Here is a 15,065-nt window from a genome sequence, read left to right on the forward strand (position 1 = left end):
TGCTGGTCAGTTCAGTGCTGTAATTCGCATGGTATTCCCCTGCAGCCAGGCCTGCGCCGGCTTGCCGCGCAAGGCGGCGTCGATGTCGTCCGCAGTCTGGTAAAACCCATCGATTGCAAGCAGTTCGGCTTCGATCTTCTGACAATAGATGCGCGCGCTCGTGTGCCCGTTGACGCCGGCCATGGCGCGGCCGCGCAGCGCGCCGTAGACGTGAATCGATCCCCCCGCGACGACCTCCGCGCCGGAGCCGACCGAACCGAGAATGGTGATGTCGCCTTCGGGGAAGATCACGGTCTGGCCCGAACGCACGGGGTGATCGAGCAGCAGCGAGGTCGGCTGCTTGGTCTCCGGCTTCTTGGGCGCGGTCGGCTCGATCACGCAATGGCGCCCGCCGGTGAGCAGCGGCGGCATGGCCGGGGTCAACCGCGCCTCCTCCACGCCCTCGATGCCGAGCACGCGGATGTTGCGGTCCTGAAGGCTCGCAAGCAGGTGGCTGATACCAGACTGGCTGAGATCGACCGAAGACAGGTCGATCACCACGGGCCGACCGGCAAAGAAGCCCGGCGAGCGCGTGATGGTGGCGTCGATCTCCTGGAGCCAGTCCTGGATCGGCACCGTCGGCACGAACACGAAGGCCACGTAGGATCGCCCGCGCAGGCGCACCATCTGGCGTTGAGGTTTTGCTGCTGCCGTCATGGCGGCCGACTCGTCCCCGTTATTGAATGGTTAACGATGCGGCGGATTTGGTTAACGGCCGGTTAATTATGTCCGTGGAGTTACGTGGGGTGACCGGCAATGGCCCGGCGGGCACGGGCAAGCGACCCCATCTCCGGTGTCCCGGCGAAGGCCGGGACGACCTTAGGAAACGGAGCTTTCCCAACCTCGTCATTGCGAGCGCAGCGAAGCAATCCAGACTATCCCAGCGGAAAGACTCTGGATTGCTTCGCTGCGCTCGCAATGACTGAAGGCGACGACGCAGCTAACCTCCGTGCTCCGGACGCGCTGCACTGCCCCGACAGTCGACGAGAGCAAACCGCCTCTACTTCTTCACCTTGCTCGCATCCATCTTGATGGCGGGATCAAGCATCTTGGTCGTGAAGGAAGTGGTGACGTCGAACGGCTTCTCCATGCCGAGATAGGTCTGCACCAGTTCGTAGTCCTTCTTCATCCGATCGCCGTCGATCCAGCCGAGCGACTTCGTCGTCGTGAACTCGTCTGTCATCAGATATTTGATGCGCTCCCACTGGCGCTCCTGATTCTCCTTGTCGAGGCCGGAGACCTGGTCGAGCAGCGCCTTCAGGCACGGCGCGACGTCGGCAACACAGGTTGCGAAGGCCTTTTGCGAGATGCGCACGAAGTCTTCGACGAGCTTCGGGTTCTTCTGGAGATAGGCGCCGTTGACGATCAGCGAATTGCCGTAAGGATTGAGCCCGATGTCTTTCCAGTTGACGTAGCCGAGGTCGCCGCCGAACTCGATCACCTTGAGATCGTGCTCATTGTAGAAATCGCTGATGATGTCGACGGTGTGGCTCTTTAGCGCTGCGATCTTCGCCGTCGGCCCGATGTTGACGAAGCTGACGGAGTCGGGCGCGATGCCTGCGGCCTTGGCGAAAGCCGGCCACATCACCCGCGACGCATCCCCCGGCGGATTGCCGATCTTGTGGTTCGGGAAATCCTTTACGCCGTTCACGCCGTAGCTCTTCAGCCAGTAGAAGGTTTGGCCGGTGTTGGCATAGATGCTCATCACGGCGACGTCGTCGGCGCCTTTGCCCTTCGCCACCAGCATGGTGGCGAGATCGGCGATGCCGAAGGGCGAGCCGCCGGAGCCGACCTTGGCGGCGGAGACGCCGGAGCCCTTGCCGGTCTCGATCGTGAGATCGATGCCGGCCTTCTCGTACCAGCCTTGCGCCTTGGCGTAGTAGAACGGTGAGTGGTCGGCCGTCGGCGTCCAGTTCAGGGTCAGGTTGACCGCCTCTCCGGCACTTGCCGGCAGACCGAGCATCAGGGCCAAGATCGGGGCCAGGACCAGAGCCGAGCCCGCCGTCTGCAAACGCTTCATCGCATCTCTCCTCGTTCCGCGACCGGCTTGTCGCTCTCCCCATGTGAGGCTACCAATGCAACAGGCCCCTCCTCGAATTGTCAACTGTCTGGTTGGAAATGCCCTCGAAACGATCTGGCGACTCTGTGCCGCAGCGGCGCGATCCCGCCGCCACCCGCAAAAAGCTGCTGACCGCGGCGCGCCTGGAGTTCGCCCGGCACGGTTTCGCGGGCGCCCGCGTCGACGAGATCGCGGAGCGCGCGGGCGTCAACAAGCAGCTCGTCTACCACCATTTCGGCGATAAGGACGCGCTCTATCTCGCCGTGCTCGAATGGGTTTACGCCGATATTCGCGAGCAGGAACGCCAGCTCAACCTCGAAGGCCTGGCGCCGGAAAAGGCGATCCGGAAACTGATCGAGGCTTCATTCGACTACCTCGCAACAAACCCTGATTTCATCGTGCTTTTGAACGACGAGAACCGCGGCGGCGCGCGCCACGTCCGCGGCTCGACGCGCCTCGAGGCAATGCATTCGCCATTGATCCGAAGCGTCTCCCACATTCTCAACGAGGGGGTCCGCGGCGGCGCGTTCCGCAAGGGGATCGACCCTGTTCAGCTCTACATCTCGATTGCGGGGCTTAGTTACTTCTATCTCTCGAACACGCCGACGCTGTCGGCGATCTTCGGCAAGGACCTGTCGAGCCGCGCCGCGCGGCGCGCCCGCCGCAGGCATGTCGTCGATCTGGTGCTGCAGTCGCTCCGGCCATAATCAACCAACTGGTTGAAAGTCGCTCCGGACGAGGCTAGGCTTACGGTCGCGGCGCGGGTGGCCGCGCCAACAGGGAGCAGTCGGTGACAGGTGACGGCGGAGGCACTGCGCGCAGCTTTGCGATCGTCCTGATCGTGCATCTGGCCGTGCTCGTGCTCTGGCAGGTGCTGGTCGACGCCTTCCACGTGCCGAAATTCATCCTGCCCTCCCCGCTCGCGACGGTGCAGACGCTGGGAACAGCAAGCTATGCCTGGGGCGCCAACACGCTGGTAACAGCCATCGAGATCCTCGGCGGCTTCGCGCTCGGCGCCGTCGTCGGGATCGCGCTGGCCGTGATCTTTAGCTGGGCGCCGCTGCTGAGCCTGCTCCTGCTGCCGCTGTTCGTGACGCTGAACATGATCCCGAAGGTGGCGCTCGGGCCGCTCTTCATCGTGTGGTTCTCCTACGGCATCGTGCCCAACATCCTGATCGCATTCAGCATCTGCTTCTTTCCGATCCTGCTCACCACGGCGCGCGGCCTGCGCGAGGTCGAGCCCGACCTGCTCGATCTCGTCAAATCCCTCCGCGGCTCGCGCTGGACGCTGTTCCGCAAGATCCAGCTCCCGGGATCGCTGCCTTACGTGTTCTCCGGCATGAAGGTCGGCGCCATCCTGGCCGTGGCCGGCGCCATCGTCGGCGAGTTCATCGCTTCGGAGCGCGGGCTCGGCTATCTCATGATCCAGGTGCAGTCGGCGCTCGATACGCCCGCGATGGTGATGGCCGTCGTGCTGCTGACACTGCTCGGGGTCGCCCTTTACGGCCTGGTGCTGGCCCTCGAACGGATGTTCGTGGTCGGCGGCGCAAGGCTGTGACTTATCGACAAGGAACCACCCATGCTGCTCACCCGCCAGACGCTGCCGACAACGATCCCGGACGTCGCCGCGCTCGACGATCTCCTGTGCCGACCGACCCAGGCGCTGATCGACGATCTCAAAAGGGTCGACGGCGACATCATGATCCTCGGCGTCGGCGGCAAGATGGGACCGACACTGGCCGGCCTCGCCAAGGCGGCCGCACCCGAGCGCCGCGTCATCGGCGTCGCCCGGTTCAGCGACGCGAGCGTCAAGGACTGGCTGCACGCACGCGGCATTGAGACGATCAACTGCGATCTGATGGACGAGCGCGCGATTGATGCGCTGCCGAAGGCATCCAACATCGTCTTCATGGCTGGCCGCAAGTTCGGCGCCGAGGGCGACCTGTCGCTGACCTGGGCGATGAACGCCCATGTCCCGGCGCTGGTCGCGCAAGCCTTCCCCGCCTCGCGGATCGTGGCGTTCTCGACCGGCTGCGTCTATCCCTTCGTCCCGGTCGACGGTAAAGGTTCGAGCGAGGACATGGCGCCCAATCCGCCCGGCGAATACGCCCAGTCCTGCGTCGGCCGCGAGCGCATGTTCGAGTATTTCTCGCGCAAATTCGGAACGCCGGGGCGGCTGTTCCGGCTCAACTACGCCATCGACATGCGCTATGGCGTACTCCACGACATCGCGACCAAGGTGCTCACGGGCACGCCGATCGACGTCAGCATCAGTCACGTCAATTTCATCTGGCAAGGCGATGCATCGTCGCAGGCGCTGCGCTGCCTTGCGCATTGCACGACGCCGACCTCGCCGATCAATGTCAGCGGCCGCGAGATTTTAGCGGTGCGCGATCTCGCGGCGAAGTTCGGTGCGAGGTTCGGCCGCGCACCGGTGCTGGTCGGCAAGGAAGAGCCGACGGCGTGGCTGACCGACACGTCAAAGGCGGTCGAACTGTTCGGGCTGCCGGTCGTCGATACCGAGCAATTGATCGCCTGGACGGCGGACTGGGTCGGCCGCGCCATGCCGAGCCTCGGCAAGCCCACCAAGTATGAGGTGCGCGATGGCCGCTATTGACGACGTTCCTGTCGTTCAGCTCGACGTCGCAGATGCAGCGGCCGCCCTGATGCTGTCGACGGAAGCGCACTGGAACCAGAACGAGGACGACTGGCGCTTCTTCCTGCGCGAGGGCGTCGTGTTCGGCGTTCGCGACAACGCTCGGCTCGTCGCAACGGCAGCGCTGCTGCCCTACTCCGGCAATAACGCCTGGATCAGCATGGTTCTGGTCACGGCAAGTCACCGCCGGCGCGGCCTTGCGACGCGTCTCGTCGACGCCTGTCTGGAGACGGCGAGGAAGCGCGGCCTGACGAGCTGGCTCGACGCGACGCCCGATGGCGCCGCGGTCTATGGTCCCCTCGGCTTCACGCCGACACTGCAGTTGCGCCGGCTGAAGTTGGAAAAATCCTCGCAAGGCGCGGCGCCGCCGCCTGCGCCAGCGACATTGGATGCACTTTGCGCGCGCGACAAACGAGCCACCGGCTTCGATCGAACCGCCCTTCTCACCGCGTTCGCGCAGCGCTCCGGTTCGCGCATCGCCGCAGCGAACGGGTCCATCGCACTGGTCCGCGATGGGCGAACCGCACGCCACATCGGCCCGTTGTTTGCAAATGATGCCGCGACCGCGCTGACGCTGGTCGATGCGATCGCGCGGTCCGAGAGTGGACCGCTCCTGATCGACGCGGTCGCGTCGCAGAAGGAGTTTCTGCAAGGATTGACCACCGCCGGCTGGACGACCGAGCGGCCGTTCCAGCGCATGCGGTTCGGCCCTGCCACCAAGGTTGGCAACGAAACGCCGTTCGCCGTCGCCGGCCCTGAATTCGGATAGGACATCATGCATCACAGCCAGATCAACAGCGACGTCCGCAAGCTGATCGCCGACGGAACCGTGCTGCCAGCCCATCCCCTCGCGCTCACTTCCGAGCGTAAGTTCGACAAGACGCATCAGCGCGCGCTGACGCGGTACTACATCGATGCCGGCGCCGGCGGCCTTGCGGTCGGAGTTCACACCACGCAGTTCGCGATCCGCGACGTCGGCCTCTACCGGCCGGTGCTGGAGCTCGCCGCCGAGACCGCCGCGACCTGGACCAAACGTCCGCTGGCTATGGTCGCGGGGCTTGTCGGCCCGACCAAGCAGGCAACGAGCGAAGCCCGGACGGCACGCGACATCGGTTACCACGCCGGGCTGCTCAGCCTCGCTGCGATGAAGAGCGCCTCCGAGGACGAGATCATCGCGCACTGCTCCTCGGTTGCTGCGGAAATTCCACTGGTCGGCTTCTATCTCCAGCCGGCTGTCGGCGGCGTCGTCCTGTCGAGCCGCTTTTGGCAGCGCTTTGCCGCGATCGACAATGTGGTCGCGATCAAGATCGCGCCGTTCAATCGCTACAAGACGCTCGACGTGCTGCGCGGTGTGGCGGCGGCCGGCGCGCTCGATCGCGTCGCGCTCTACACGGGCAATGACGATCACATCCTGCTCGATCTCACGTTGCCGTTCGATCTGCGCGACAAGGGCGTCACGACACGGACCTACTTCAAGGGTGGGCTGCTCGGACACTGGTCGGTCTGGACTGCGAGCGCGATCAAGCAGTTCGAGCGCTGCAAGGCGGCGCGGCACAAGGACACCGTGCCGGCCGATCTGCTCGCGCTCGATGCACGCGTCACCGACTGCAACAGCGCGTTCTTCGACGTCGCCAACAATTTCCATGGCTGCATTGCCGGCTGCCACGAAGTGCTGCGGCGTCAGGGCCTGATTCAGGGCCTGTGGTGCCTCGATCCAAGCGAGGGCCTGAGCCCCGGGCAGAAAGAGGAGATCGACCGCGTCTGCCGCGAGCACGCCGACCTCAGCGACGATGCGTTCGTCGCGGCCAACCTGGACAAATGGCTGGCATGACGGCTGAGCCCTTCATCAGCCTGCGCGGCGTCCGCAAGGTCTATCGCAGCGGCGGAGCCGAATTTCTCGCCGTCTCCGACGTCACGATGGACGTGCAGGAAGGTGAGCTGGTGTCGCTGGTCGGACCGTCCGGCTGCGGCAAGACCACGGTGATGAAGATTTTGGCCGGCCTGCATGGCGCGGACGGCGGCACCGTCAAGATCGGCAATGCCGGGAGCCCGTTCGATCCGACCCGCGACATCGGCATGGTGTTCCAGCAAGCGCTGCTGTTGAAATGGCGGACCATTTTGGACAACGTGCTGCTGCCGGCCGAGATCGTCGGCTTGCCGATGAAGGCTGCGCGCGAACGGGCGCGCGACCTGCTCAACCTCGTCGGACTCGCCGGCTACGAAGACAAATACCCGCAGCAGCTCTCGGGCGGCATGCAGCAGCGCACCGCAATCGCGCGCGCGTTCGTGCACGATCCCAAGCTGATCCTGATGGACGAACCGTTCGGCGCGCTGGATGCGCTGACGCGCGAGCAGATGAACCTCGAGATGCTGCGGATCTGGCGCGAGAGCGGCAAGACCATCATCTTCGTGACGCACTCGATTCAGGAAGCAGTCTTCCTGTCCTCGCACTGCGCCGTGCTCACGGCGGGACCGGCGAAGATGGCCGATTACTTCGCGATCGATCTGCCCTTCCCGCGCGCGCTTCCGCTCAAGACGACCGACGCATTCGGCGCCTATGCGCGCCGCATCTATGCCAAGCTGGGCCTGGGCGCGGCGTGAACATCGCGCCCAGGCGTAGCCGCTAGCCGCTTTATCCCGGCTACGATGTGCTGGTGCTCAGAGCAGCTTTGCGCTGACGAACAGCGCACGCACAGCGTTGGTGGCCTGCACCGCGAGCATCGCGTTGTCGGCCGCACCTTCCAGCGCCGCGACGGCGTCCTCATGCAGGGTGCGGAATTCCATCCACTCGACGGAATTGTAATTTGTGAGGAATTGATAGGCCTGGCCGACGGTCGCGATCGCCAGCGTGTCGCCGTTCAGGCGGATCTTGAACGTCGTGCGCAGCGGGGTGTCGGAACTTGAAGGATCGGTCATGGGCTGCTTCTGGAAGAGAACGGCTTAACGAAGGGGAAACGGCAGCCCTGCCGTAGCAGGCAAATATGCAAATATCAGGAGTCGGTGGTTGCGCGCTGCGAGGCGGTCGCCGACCCCTTCAGGCTCGGCACGACAACCAGACGGTTGAACTCGCCATTGTCGTAGGCCTTCAGGAAGCGATCATAGTCCTTGATCGAGACGCAGCCGTTGGAGTCGCCGCGCGGCCCGAGCATGTAACTGTGGGTGAGAAGACCGACGCGACCGAGCGCCGTGGTGCCTTCGGCCGGAGTCATGCGCAGCGCGCGGATGCCATGGAACAGCTTTTCGCGCGGCTTCAGATCGTAAGTGGCGGGCGGGGTCGCTCCGACCATGCGCTGGTCGACATGATCCGGGTCGTCCATAAGCGCGCCCATGCCCGAATGCGCTTCCAGTGTCACACCGCTCGGCAGATAGAGCGCCTTCGCCGAGATGTCATAGACCGCCGTTCGCGAATCGTAGCCGAGCGCGGCGAGATCAGGTCCCTTGCGGAACAGGCCGCTGTCCGGTGTCAGCGAGGCCAGCTTGATCTTGTCGGTGAACTTCTCGAAGAAGCTGCGGTTGTCGACTTTGGGCGTCGTTTCGGCGTAGGCTTGGCTGGAGGCGACCTGGGCGGCGAGGTCCGCCTGGACCGGGCGCGAGCGCGGCATCGGAACGGCATCGGCGCGCTGCGAGGGCGCCGGGTCGTCGGCCACGGCGGGGTCGTCGTCGGTCAGGGTCGACCGCCAGTCGCCGCCCTGGAGCTGCTGGGCGAGCAGCGCCCTGGCGTCACGGAGCTTGAGCTGGACCGCGTTCAAGGCGGAGCGCTCGAGCGGGCGCAGGCCAAGGTCGCGAGCGGGCTGGTCACCTGAAAGCGACGTGAAGCGCTCGTTGAAAGACAGAGAATTGGCTGGCGGCAGGGCGGCGGAGGCCAGCGGGGCCGAATCACCGATGTCCACGATCCACGCGGCAGCACCGAGCGAGAGCGCGATCGCAGCGAGAGACAGCATGATTGTCTCGGCCCGCCCAATACGGCGGCGCGACAATAGCCTCTCGGCTTGTGCGGCGTCGGAAACCATCAGATCCCCAAATCGACCCCCGGGGGTGCCCAACCCCCACCCGGGAGACTCTATACCAGCTACCATATCAGGAGCCAAAAGTTAGGCATAATCGCGGCCGGTGAGGTACCCCATGACCGATCCTTTCGATCTAGAGCGGTTTGTTAGGGCCCAGGACCCGGTTTATCACGACGTCCTGGCGGAGCTGTCCCGAGGCCACAAGCAGAGCCACTGGATGTGGTTCATCTTCCCGCAGGTGGCGGGCCTCGGCTTCAGCGCCATGTCGCAACGCTACGCGATCGGCTCGCGCGAGGAGGCAACGGCCTACCTCGCCCACCCTGCCCTGGGCCCGCGCCTTGCGGAATGCACGAGCCTCGTGCTTGCCGTCGAGGGGCAGACCATCAACGCGATTCTGGGCGCGCCCGACGATGCCAAATTCCGCTCGTCGATGACGCTGTTCGGCGCGGTGTCGGACGCGCCGATCTTCGGCCAGGCGCTCGCCAAATATTTCGGCGGCGAGCACGACCGCGCGACGCTGGAGATTTTGGCCAAATGCGATCGGGCACCCGACTGACCCGTCCGCCAGTGAGCCAGCGTAAACCCGGGATTAACAAGGGCAACCTATCGTCCGTGGAAAATAATTCTCCGAGCATTGATTACCCGGACTGCCCATGAAAATCGGAACGCTTCTGACCACCGCCATCGTCTCCCTCTCGACCGTCGGCGGCGGCCTCGCCGTCTACGTCGCCATCACGAAATACCAGACCATGGACAGGATCGCGGAAGCGCAGGGCCGGCTCGCGATCGTCCGCGCCGTCAGCGACATCCCGCGCTATCTCAATCCCGAGCGCGGCTTCTCCACCAATATCCTTTACGGGCCAGCCACCGTCGATCCGGCGCAGCTCACCGAGCAGGACAGGCTGCGCAAGCAGACCGACGGCGCCCGCGAAAGGATGACCGCGCTGCGCAAGGAGCTGCCCGGCTCCTTCGACGACGGCAACACCATCGGCAGCAATATCGACGCCATCAATTCGAAATTTTCCGCGCTGCGCGAGGCCATCGACAAGGCGATCGCCGGCCCCGCGGAGGCGCGGAAGGACGCCGCCAAGAAGATCGTCGCCGACAATGCCGTGCTGAATGGTGGCGTCACCGCCCTTCTCAATGAGCAGGTCCGCCGCATGGCGATTCTGAACGGCGACGCCTACCGCCAGGCCAACAACGCCAACATCGCCATGACGCTGCGCGACATCGGCGGCTTCAATGCCAGCGTGCACAAGAACCTCGTCGGCGGAAAAAAGGTCGCGACCGATGCGGAGAAGGCCGAGGTCAGCCGCTCGCAGGGCCGCAACGACCAGCTCGTGATGTCGCTGATGGAGTTGCGCGGCAATCCGGCAACGCCTGCGAACGTCGCCGCCGCCCTGGAGAAGATGAACGCGGTCTATGTCGAGGAATTCGGCCGCGAGCTCAAGCTCGCCAAGGACGGCGCCGTCAGCGGCAAGTACGAGCACGACGTCGAAACCTACTATGCCGCCTCGCAGCGCGGCCTCGGCACGATCATCGGGGTCCGCGACGCCTTCTATGACAATGCCGAGCAGATCCTCGCCGGTGCGTCCACCGCCGCGCGCACGAGCTTTGGCATCGCGCTGGCCGGCCTCGCCGCCGTGCTGATCGCGAGCATCGGGCTTGTCGTGATGGTGCGCCGCCGTGTCTGCGCGCCGATCGTCAGCCTGACGACACGGATGTCGCGGCTCGCCGAGGGTAACGTCACCGAAGCGATCCCCGGCGCCGAGCGCTCCGACGAGATCGGGGCGATGGCCGCCGCCGTGCAGGTCTTCAAGGACAACATGATCCGGGCCGACCGGCTCGCGGCCGAGAAGCAGGCCGAGAACGATGGCAAGATGCGCCGCGCCCAGGTGCTCGACGAGCTCACGCGCGCGTTCGAGGCCAAGGTCACCGAGCTCGTCGGTGGCCTGTCCCGGGCCTCCACTGCAATGGAGAGCACGGCGCAGTCGATGACCTCGACCGCGGCTCAGACCAACAGTCAGGCCGCAGTGGTGGCGGCGGCATCAGAGCAGACCTCGACCAACGTGCAGACGGTTGCGAGCGCCACGGAGGAGCTAACCTCCTCGATCGCGGAGATCGGCCGCCAGGTCGCCCAGTCCACGGAGATTGCGGCCCGTGCCGTCGACAACGCGCGCCGCACCGGCGACACCGCCCGCGCACTCGCCGAGGGCGCGCAGAAGATCGGCGATGTCGTCACGCTGATCCAGAGCATCGCGGAGCAGACCAATCTTCTGGCGCTCAACGCGACCATCGAGGCCGCCCGCGCCGGTGATGCCGGCCGCGGCTTTGCCGTGGTTGCCTCCGAAGTGAAGTCGCTGGCCGGCCAGACCGCCAAGGCCACGACAGAAATCTCCGAGCAAATTTCGGCGATCCAGGCCGCGAGCGACGAGACCGTGAACGCGATCCGCAACGTCGCCGACGTCATCGCCGAGATCGATCAGATCGGCACCGCGATTGCGGCCGCGATCGAGGAACAGGGCTCGGCGACCAAGGAGATCGCCCGCAGCGTCCAGGAAGCCGCTCGTGGCACGCAGGAGGTCAACGCCAACATCAGCGGCGTGCAGCGCGCCGCCGACGACACCGGTGCGGCAGCAAGCGAGGTGCTTGGCGCGGCCGAGCAACTCTCAACGCAATCGCGTGATCTCGCCGGACAGTTCAACCGCTTCCTGAGCGAAGTCAGGGCGGCCTAAAGCATGATCCGGAAAAGTGCGAGAGCGGCTTTCCGAAAAGATCATGCTTAAACAACAACCTAAAGCGCGATGACGATTCATTCCAATCTCATCGCGCTTTAGAGCACCGTCTCTCAGTAAGGCGGCGCCTTCCGCGCGCGCTGCTCCTTGGCGGCTTCGATCCACCACAGGAGGTCGTCGGCAAAGCGCGGGAACGACCGTTCCAGCGCCTTGCCGCCCTCGCCGATCGGCTCGCCGTCGGCCGACAGAGTCTGCGCGATCGGGCCGACACCGATGGTGCTCGACACCACCACCATACCCATCTCCGATAGCGTACCATGCCAGGCAGTCGCGGCACGCGCGCCGGACAGTCGGCCGGCGGAATAGCTCGCGATCGCAGCCGGACGCCAGAACCATTCTTCCAGGAAATGGTCGGTGAGGTTCTTCAGCCCGGGCTGAATGCCCCAATTGTACTCGCCGGTGACGAAGACGAACCCGTCGGCACCGCGGATCTGCCCGGCCAGCTTCTCGAGCGCCTCGGGCACCGAGCCCTTGGGATATTCCTTGTACATGCGGTCGAGCATCGGCAGTCCGACCGCCTTGGCGTCGATGAACTCGACATCTTCGCCGCGGCCGCGCAGGCGATCGGTGATGAAGTTCGCAAGGCGAATGCCCATGCGATCGGAGCGGTAGGAACCGTAGAGGACGAGGATGCGATTGCTCATGCCGGCAGGCTAGCATGAAACTGCAGCCCGGGCCCAATCTACTTCTTGACCAAGCCTCAAGCGTCAGGCCTTGCGGCCGCGCTCGAGCGTTTCCGACGGCGATTCGCCAAATTGATCGCGATAACTCCCGGAAAAGTCGCTCAAGTGCCAGAAGCCGAAAGCAAGTGCCGCGGCCTTCACGCTGTCGGCGCCCGCAAGCAGGCGCTTGCGTACCAGCCATAGCCGGCGCAGGCGCAGATAGCGGTGCAGGCTCATGCCACGATAGCGCCGGACGATGTCGTGCATGGTGCGAACCGACATCCCGAGCTTGCGGGCGATCTCTTCGCTGTAGATGGGTTGGGAGAGATCGTCCGACAGCAAGGCCCGAATGTCCTGGAAGATCCTGAAGTGCCGCTCGTCGTTCGGCCGCACCGTCCAGCGCGCGGAAACCACATTCTCGAAGGCTTCATCGACGGCAGCGAGCAGGGACTCCTTCATGGCGGAGGCCTTTAGCGGCACTTCGGCGGGATCGGTCGGAACCGAAGCGGCGGCTATTACCTCCGTGACCACCCTCCGCAGCCGATGCAGGGCCGGAATACTCGTCTCGAAGATCCTGAAGTTTGACCTCGTCTCCGGCCAACCACGATCCGTTACCTCCGGTCTGAAGACGACTGAGGCAATGTGCCGCTGCACCTCCTCGATGGCATTATAGGCTGAGCCGTTGCTGCCGATGACAACGACCGCACGATCCCGCTGTGCACCATTGAAGCGAATGGGGACGTCGTGATCGTCCATCGCAAAGCCGATCGCCGTGCAGTTCGCGACGAGCTGCCCATCCACCACGCGCGGGAACGTCCGCGTCACGTTCACGTCACAGCCTGGCAGGTGCAGTATGAGCTGCTCGGCAGCGATCCTTCGCACGAACGGCGTGAATTCGACGTTCAAGCCACGGATCGAACTGCGAAATTCATCGACGTCTGAAAAGCGAAATACCCTTGGCGCCAATCCGGGCGTTTCATCAATATTGTTCATGGCAAATTGAAATCGCGCCGGGAAACGACGCGTGTCCGGCACTTACCGGTCTGATTTCCCCCTTTCGGTTGTCCCGCTCGACCGAAAGAATCATCCTGGATCCTTTCAACCAGTTGGCGAGTCCCCGGCTCGGAGGACAAGACGGCGGATCGATGCCTGCCAAATTTCGATATCGTTTCCAGTGGTTGCGACGGTGCGGCAATACCCCGGCCATCAAGGTCTAAAATTCAAATTAACAACTCTGCGGCGAAATCAATCTCATTGAATAGCTGAAGTGTTTTCAATTCAGGCCCTGCCATGATGGCAATTTCGCCTGCGCAAATTCTTGCTGAATTGGAAGAGGCGGTCGCGACCTGCCCGCCCGAGCGATGTGCGCGTATCGTTTCCGGCATTGTTCACCTGCTCTCTGCCTCCGGCGACCGCCCGCACGAGCTGCTTGTCAACGTCGTCGATGGCATTCTCCTTCGTCTGACCGAACGGGTCACTCCAAAAACGCTGCTCCAGCTCAGCATAGCTATTTCCGAGCTGACAGTGGCGCCGAAGGAGACGTTGCAACGGCTGGCACGGCATGAGGATCCCGCCATTGCGAGCCCGGTACTGCTCAGATCGCAGGCACTCGCCCCGACTGATCTTGAAATGGTCGCGACGTCCGGTGGCGACCTTCACCTTCTCGCGATCTCGGCTCGAGAAAAAATCGAACCCGCCGTAACCGAGATGGTGGTGAAGCGCGGCAGCAGCACGGTCTGTCTTGCGGTCATCAAGAACCCGGGAGCCAGGTTTTCCGATGCGGCCTACGCGATACTGATTGATCGGGGCGAGCAGGACGGCGAGATTACGAAGGCGCTGGCACTCAGGCCGGGCACGCCCGACGTGATCGTGCGCAAGCTGCTCACTCCCTCATCGCGGCAGACACCGGCCGCGAAGCCGAATGACTCCTACGCGCCGCCGGGTACCGCATCGGGTCCCAAGCCCGCTCCGATCAGCTTGAAGCGCCCCTGCGCCGCCGATTACGAACGTGCAAGGCCCGAGATCGTCGCACTGAGTCGCGTCGGCAAGCTGAGCGACTCGACGGTCAACCGTTTCGCCATACGCGGCGAGATCGCCAACCTTCACATAGCGCTGTCGGTGCTCGCGGGAGTTCCGATCGAGCTCATCGAGCACGTCATGACCGCCCCCGATTGCGAAGGGCTGGTCATGGCCTGCCGAGCCTCACGACTGAACTGGCAGACGACGCTTGCCATCCTCAGCAACCGGGGCGGCATGCGGCTCTCCTTTGCAGAACGGGAGCGAGCGCAGCAGATCTTCGAAACACTTCTTTTGTCGACCAGCCAATGGACGGTTCGTTGGGGCGAAATGACGGCAAACGCCAACATCAGCGATCCGGGTCATCGTGACGCAAAAACGGGGGTGAGCCGATGAAATTCGACAGTCGCAAGGCGCTTCGCGTGCGGATGGATCACAGGCAGTCCGTCAACCTGATGGGCTCGGACGGCACATGGCGACGAAGCTGCGTCCTGCTCGACGTGTCGCAAACGGGCGCCAAGATCGAGGTGGAGGGAACGCTCGATGTCCTGCAAGCCAAGGAATTCTTCATGCTGCTGTCGTCCACGGGACTGGCGTACCGGCGGTGCGAGTTGGTCTGGATCGACGGAACCATGGCCGGTGTTCATTTTGTCACCGCTGAGAGCAGGAAGAAGACAACGAAGGGACAAAAGGCGGCCGCGCTGAGGCCGGGTGAAGCCAAGTAGGCCCTGAAGCATCGCCCAGAGCATCAAAACATAAGGGTCATTCAGCGGTGCAGAACGCGCGAACCATACCCAGCTCCGACGAATTCGCCGGAAGTCCCCGCGAGGC

General features: G+C 64.1%; 16 protein-coding genes. 10 read left to right on the top strand and 6 right to left on the bottom strand.

The window, feature by feature from the left end; all coding sequences use genetic code 11:
• Positions 1–6: 6 nt before the first annotated feature.
• Positions 7–696, bottom strand: a complete 690-nt coding sequence (gene minC / locus MTX21_RS07575) for a septum site-determining protein MinC (RefSeq protein ID WP_280964193.1) — start codon at positions 694–696, stop codon at positions 7–9.
• A gap of 343 nt (positions 697–1,039) precedes the next feature.
• Positions 1,040–2,059 carry an ABC transporter substrate-binding protein gene (locus tag MTX21_RS07580; protein WP_280964194.1) on the bottom strand — a complete coding sequence of 340 codons (1,020 nt, stop codon included), beginning with the start codon at positions 2,057–2,059 and terminating at the stop codon, positions 1,040–1,042.
• 98 nt (positions 2,060–2,157) lie between these two features.
• On the opposite strand from MTX21_RS07580, the gene MTX21_RS07585 reads away from it, so the two are divergent.
• The 6 genes from MTX21_RS07585 (at position 2,158) to MTX21_RS07610 (ending at position 7,355) form a co-directional block, all read left to right on the top strand.
• Positions 2,158–2,805 (top strand): TetR/AcrR family transcriptional regulator, encoded by a 648-nt coding sequence (locus MTX21_RS07585; protein ID WP_341510358.1) that lies wholly within the window; start codon positions 2,158–2,160, stop codon positions 2,803–2,805.
• An 83-nt stretch (positions 2,806–2,888) separates the two neighbouring features.
• Positions 2,889–3,656, top strand: coding sequence for an ABC transporter permease (locus tag MTX21_RS07590; RefSeq protein WP_280964196.1), 768 nt, complete (start codon positions 2,889–2,891; stop codon positions 3,654–3,656).
• Between the two features lie 21 nt (positions 3,657–3,677).
• On the top strand, positions 3,678–4,715 hold the full coding sequence (locus MTX21_RS07595; RefSeq protein ID WP_280964197.1) for an NAD(P)-dependent oxidoreductase: 1,038 nt from the start codon (positions 3,678–3,680) through the stop codon (positions 4,713–4,715).
• On the top strand, positions 4,702–5,523 hold the full coding sequence (locus MTX21_RS07600; protein WP_280964198.1) for a GNAT family N-acetyltransferase: 822 nt from the start codon (positions 4,702–4,704) through the stop codon (positions 5,521–5,523). The genes MTX21_RS07595 and MTX21_RS07600 overlap by 14 nt, the downstream gene beginning before the upstream one ends.
• 6 nt (positions 5,524–5,529) lie before the next feature.
• On the top strand, positions 5,530–6,585 hold the full coding sequence (locus tag MTX21_RS07605) for a dihydrodipicolinate synthase family protein (protein WP_280964199.1): 1,056 nt from the start codon (positions 5,530–5,532) through the stop codon (positions 6,583–6,585).
• Entirely contained in the window at positions 6,573–7,355 is a 783-nt protein-coding gene (locus MTX21_RS07610; RefSeq protein WP_280964200.1) for an ABC transporter ATP-binding protein, read from the top strand. The genes MTX21_RS07605 and MTX21_RS07610 overlap by 13 nt, the downstream gene beginning before the upstream one ends.
• A gap of 57 nt (positions 7,356–7,412) precedes the next feature.
• On the opposite strand, the gene MTX21_RS07615 is transcribed toward MTX21_RS07610, so the two are convergent.
• Together MTX21_RS07615 and MTX21_RS07620 are read right to left on the bottom strand one after the other, a co-directional pair.
• Positions 7,413–7,670: a hypothetical protein gene (locus MTX21_RS07615; protein ID WP_280964201.1), complete on the bottom strand. Its 258-nt coding sequence runs from the start codon at positions 7,668–7,670 to the stop codon at positions 7,413–7,415.
• A 74-nt stretch (positions 7,671–7,744) separates the two neighbouring features.
• Complete coding sequence (locus tag MTX21_RS07620) at positions 7,745–8,695, bottom strand: DUF2778 domain-containing protein (protein WP_280964202.1); 951 nt, start codon at positions 8,693–8,695, stop codon at positions 7,745–7,747.
• A gap of 181 nt (positions 8,696–8,876) precedes the next feature.
• On the opposite strand from MTX21_RS07620, the gene MTX21_RS07625 reads away from it, so the two are divergent.
• Positions 8,877–9,317 carry a DUF1810 domain-containing protein gene (locus MTX21_RS07625; RefSeq protein WP_280964203.1) on the top strand — a complete coding sequence of 147 codons (441 nt, stop codon included), beginning with the start codon at positions 8,877–8,879 and terminating at the stop codon, positions 9,315–9,317.
• 97 nt (positions 9,318–9,414) lie between these two features.
• Positions 9,415–11,496 (top strand): HAMP domain-containing methyl-accepting chemotaxis protein, encoded by a 2,082-nt coding sequence (locus tag MTX21_RS07630; protein WP_280964204.1) that lies wholly within the window; start codon positions 9,415–9,417, stop codon positions 11,494–11,496.
• Between the two features lie 113 nt (positions 11,497–11,609).
• Here MTX21_RS07630 and MTX21_RS07635 read toward each other — a convergent pair whose 3' ends face one another.
• Together MTX21_RS07635 and MTX21_RS07640 are read right to left on the bottom strand one after the other, a co-directional pair.
• A complete protein-coding gene (locus MTX21_RS07635) occupies positions 11,610–12,200 on the bottom strand; it encodes an NADPH-dependent FMN reductase (RefSeq protein WP_280964205.1) in 591 nt (196 codons plus the stop codon).
• Positions 12,201–12,263: 63 nt separating this feature from the next.
• Positions 12,264–13,211, bottom strand: a complete 948-nt coding sequence (locus MTX21_RS07640; protein WP_280970995.1) for an AraC family transcriptional regulator — start codon at positions 13,209–13,211, stop codon at positions 12,264–12,266.
• 297 nt (positions 13,212–13,508) lie between these two features.
• On the opposite strand from MTX21_RS07640, the gene MTX21_RS07645 reads away from it, so the two are divergent.
• The gene (locus tag MTX21_RS07645) at positions 13,509–14,630 is read left to right on the top strand and encodes a DUF2336 domain-containing protein (RefSeq protein WP_280964206.1); all 1,122 of its coding nucleotides are present in this window, start codon (positions 13,509–13,511) and stop codon (positions 14,628–14,630) included.
• Complete coding sequence (locus MTX21_RS07650; RefSeq protein ID WP_280964207.1) at positions 14,627–14,959, top strand: PilZ domain-containing protein; 333 nt, start codon at positions 14,627–14,629, stop codon at positions 14,957–14,959. The genes MTX21_RS07645 and MTX21_RS07650 overlap by 4 nt, the downstream gene beginning before the upstream one ends.
• Positions 14,960–15,065: the final 106 nt, after the last annotated feature.

This window comes from Bradyrhizobium sp. ISRA430, from assembly GCF_029909975.1.
GTDB lineage: Bacteria > Pseudomonadota > Alphaproteobacteria > Rhizobiales > Xanthobacteraceae > Bradyrhizobium.

Excerpts from the sequence above, each read along its gene's own strand:
- MTX21_RS07605 (WP_280964199.1), top strand. The coding sequence starts at position 5,530 with ATGCATCACAGCCAGATCAACAGCGACGTCCGCAAGCTGATCGCCGAC.
- MTX21_RS07610 (WP_280964200.1), top strand. The coding sequence starts at position 6,573 with ATGGCTGGCATGACGGCTGAGCCCTTCATCAGCCTGCGCGGCGTCCGC.
- MTX21_RS07635 (WP_280964205.1), bottom strand. The coding sequence starts at position 12,200 with ATGAGCAATCGCATCCTCGTCCTCTACGGTTCCTACCGCTCCGATCGC.
- MTX21_RS07630 (WP_280964204.1), top strand. The coding sequence starts at position 9,415 with ATGAAAATCGGAACGCTTCTGACCACCGCCATCGTCTCCCTCTCGACC.
- MTX21_RS07620 (WP_280964202.1), bottom strand. The coding sequence starts at position 8,695 with ATGCTGTCTCTCGCTGCGATCGCGCTCTCGCTCGGTGCTGCCGCGTGG.
- MTX21_RS07645 (WP_280964206.1), top strand. The coding sequence starts at position 13,509 with ATGATGGCAATTTCGCCTGCGCAAATTCTTGCTGAATTGGAAGAGGCG.
- minC (WP_280964193.1), bottom strand. The coding sequence starts at position 696 with ATGACGGCAGCAGCAAAACCTCAACGCCAGATGGTGCGCCTGCGCGGG.
- MTX21_RS07640 (WP_280970995.1), bottom strand. The coding sequence starts at position 13,211 with ATGAACAATATTGATGAAACGCCCGGATTGGCGCCAAGGGTATTTCGC.
- MTX21_RS07615 (WP_280964201.1), bottom strand. The coding sequence starts at position 7,670 with ATGACCGATCCTTCAAGTTCCGACACCCCGCTGCGCACGACGTTCAAG.
- MTX21_RS07585 (WP_341510358.1), top strand. The coding sequence starts at position 2,158 with ATGCCCTCGAAACGATCTGGCGACTCTGTGCCGCAGCGGCGCGATCCC.
- MTX21_RS07625 (WP_280964203.1), top strand. The coding sequence starts at position 8,877 with ATGACCGATCCTTTCGATCTAGAGCGGTTTGTTAGGGCCCAGGACCCG.
- MTX21_RS07580 (WP_280964194.1), bottom strand. The coding sequence starts at position 2,059 with ATGAAGCGTTTGCAGACGGCGGGCTCGGCTCTGGTCCTGGCCCCGATC.
- MTX21_RS07650 (WP_280964207.1), top strand. The coding sequence starts at position 14,627 with ATGAAATTCGACAGTCGCAAGGCGCTTCGCGTGCGGATGGATCACAGG.
- MTX21_RS07595 (WP_280964197.1), top strand. The coding sequence starts at position 3,678 with ATGCTGCTCACCCGCCAGACGCTGCCGACAACGATCCCGGACGTCGCC.
- MTX21_RS07600 (WP_280964198.1), top strand. The coding sequence starts at position 4,702 with ATGGCCGCTATTGACGACGTTCCTGTCGTTCAGCTCGACGTCGCAGAT.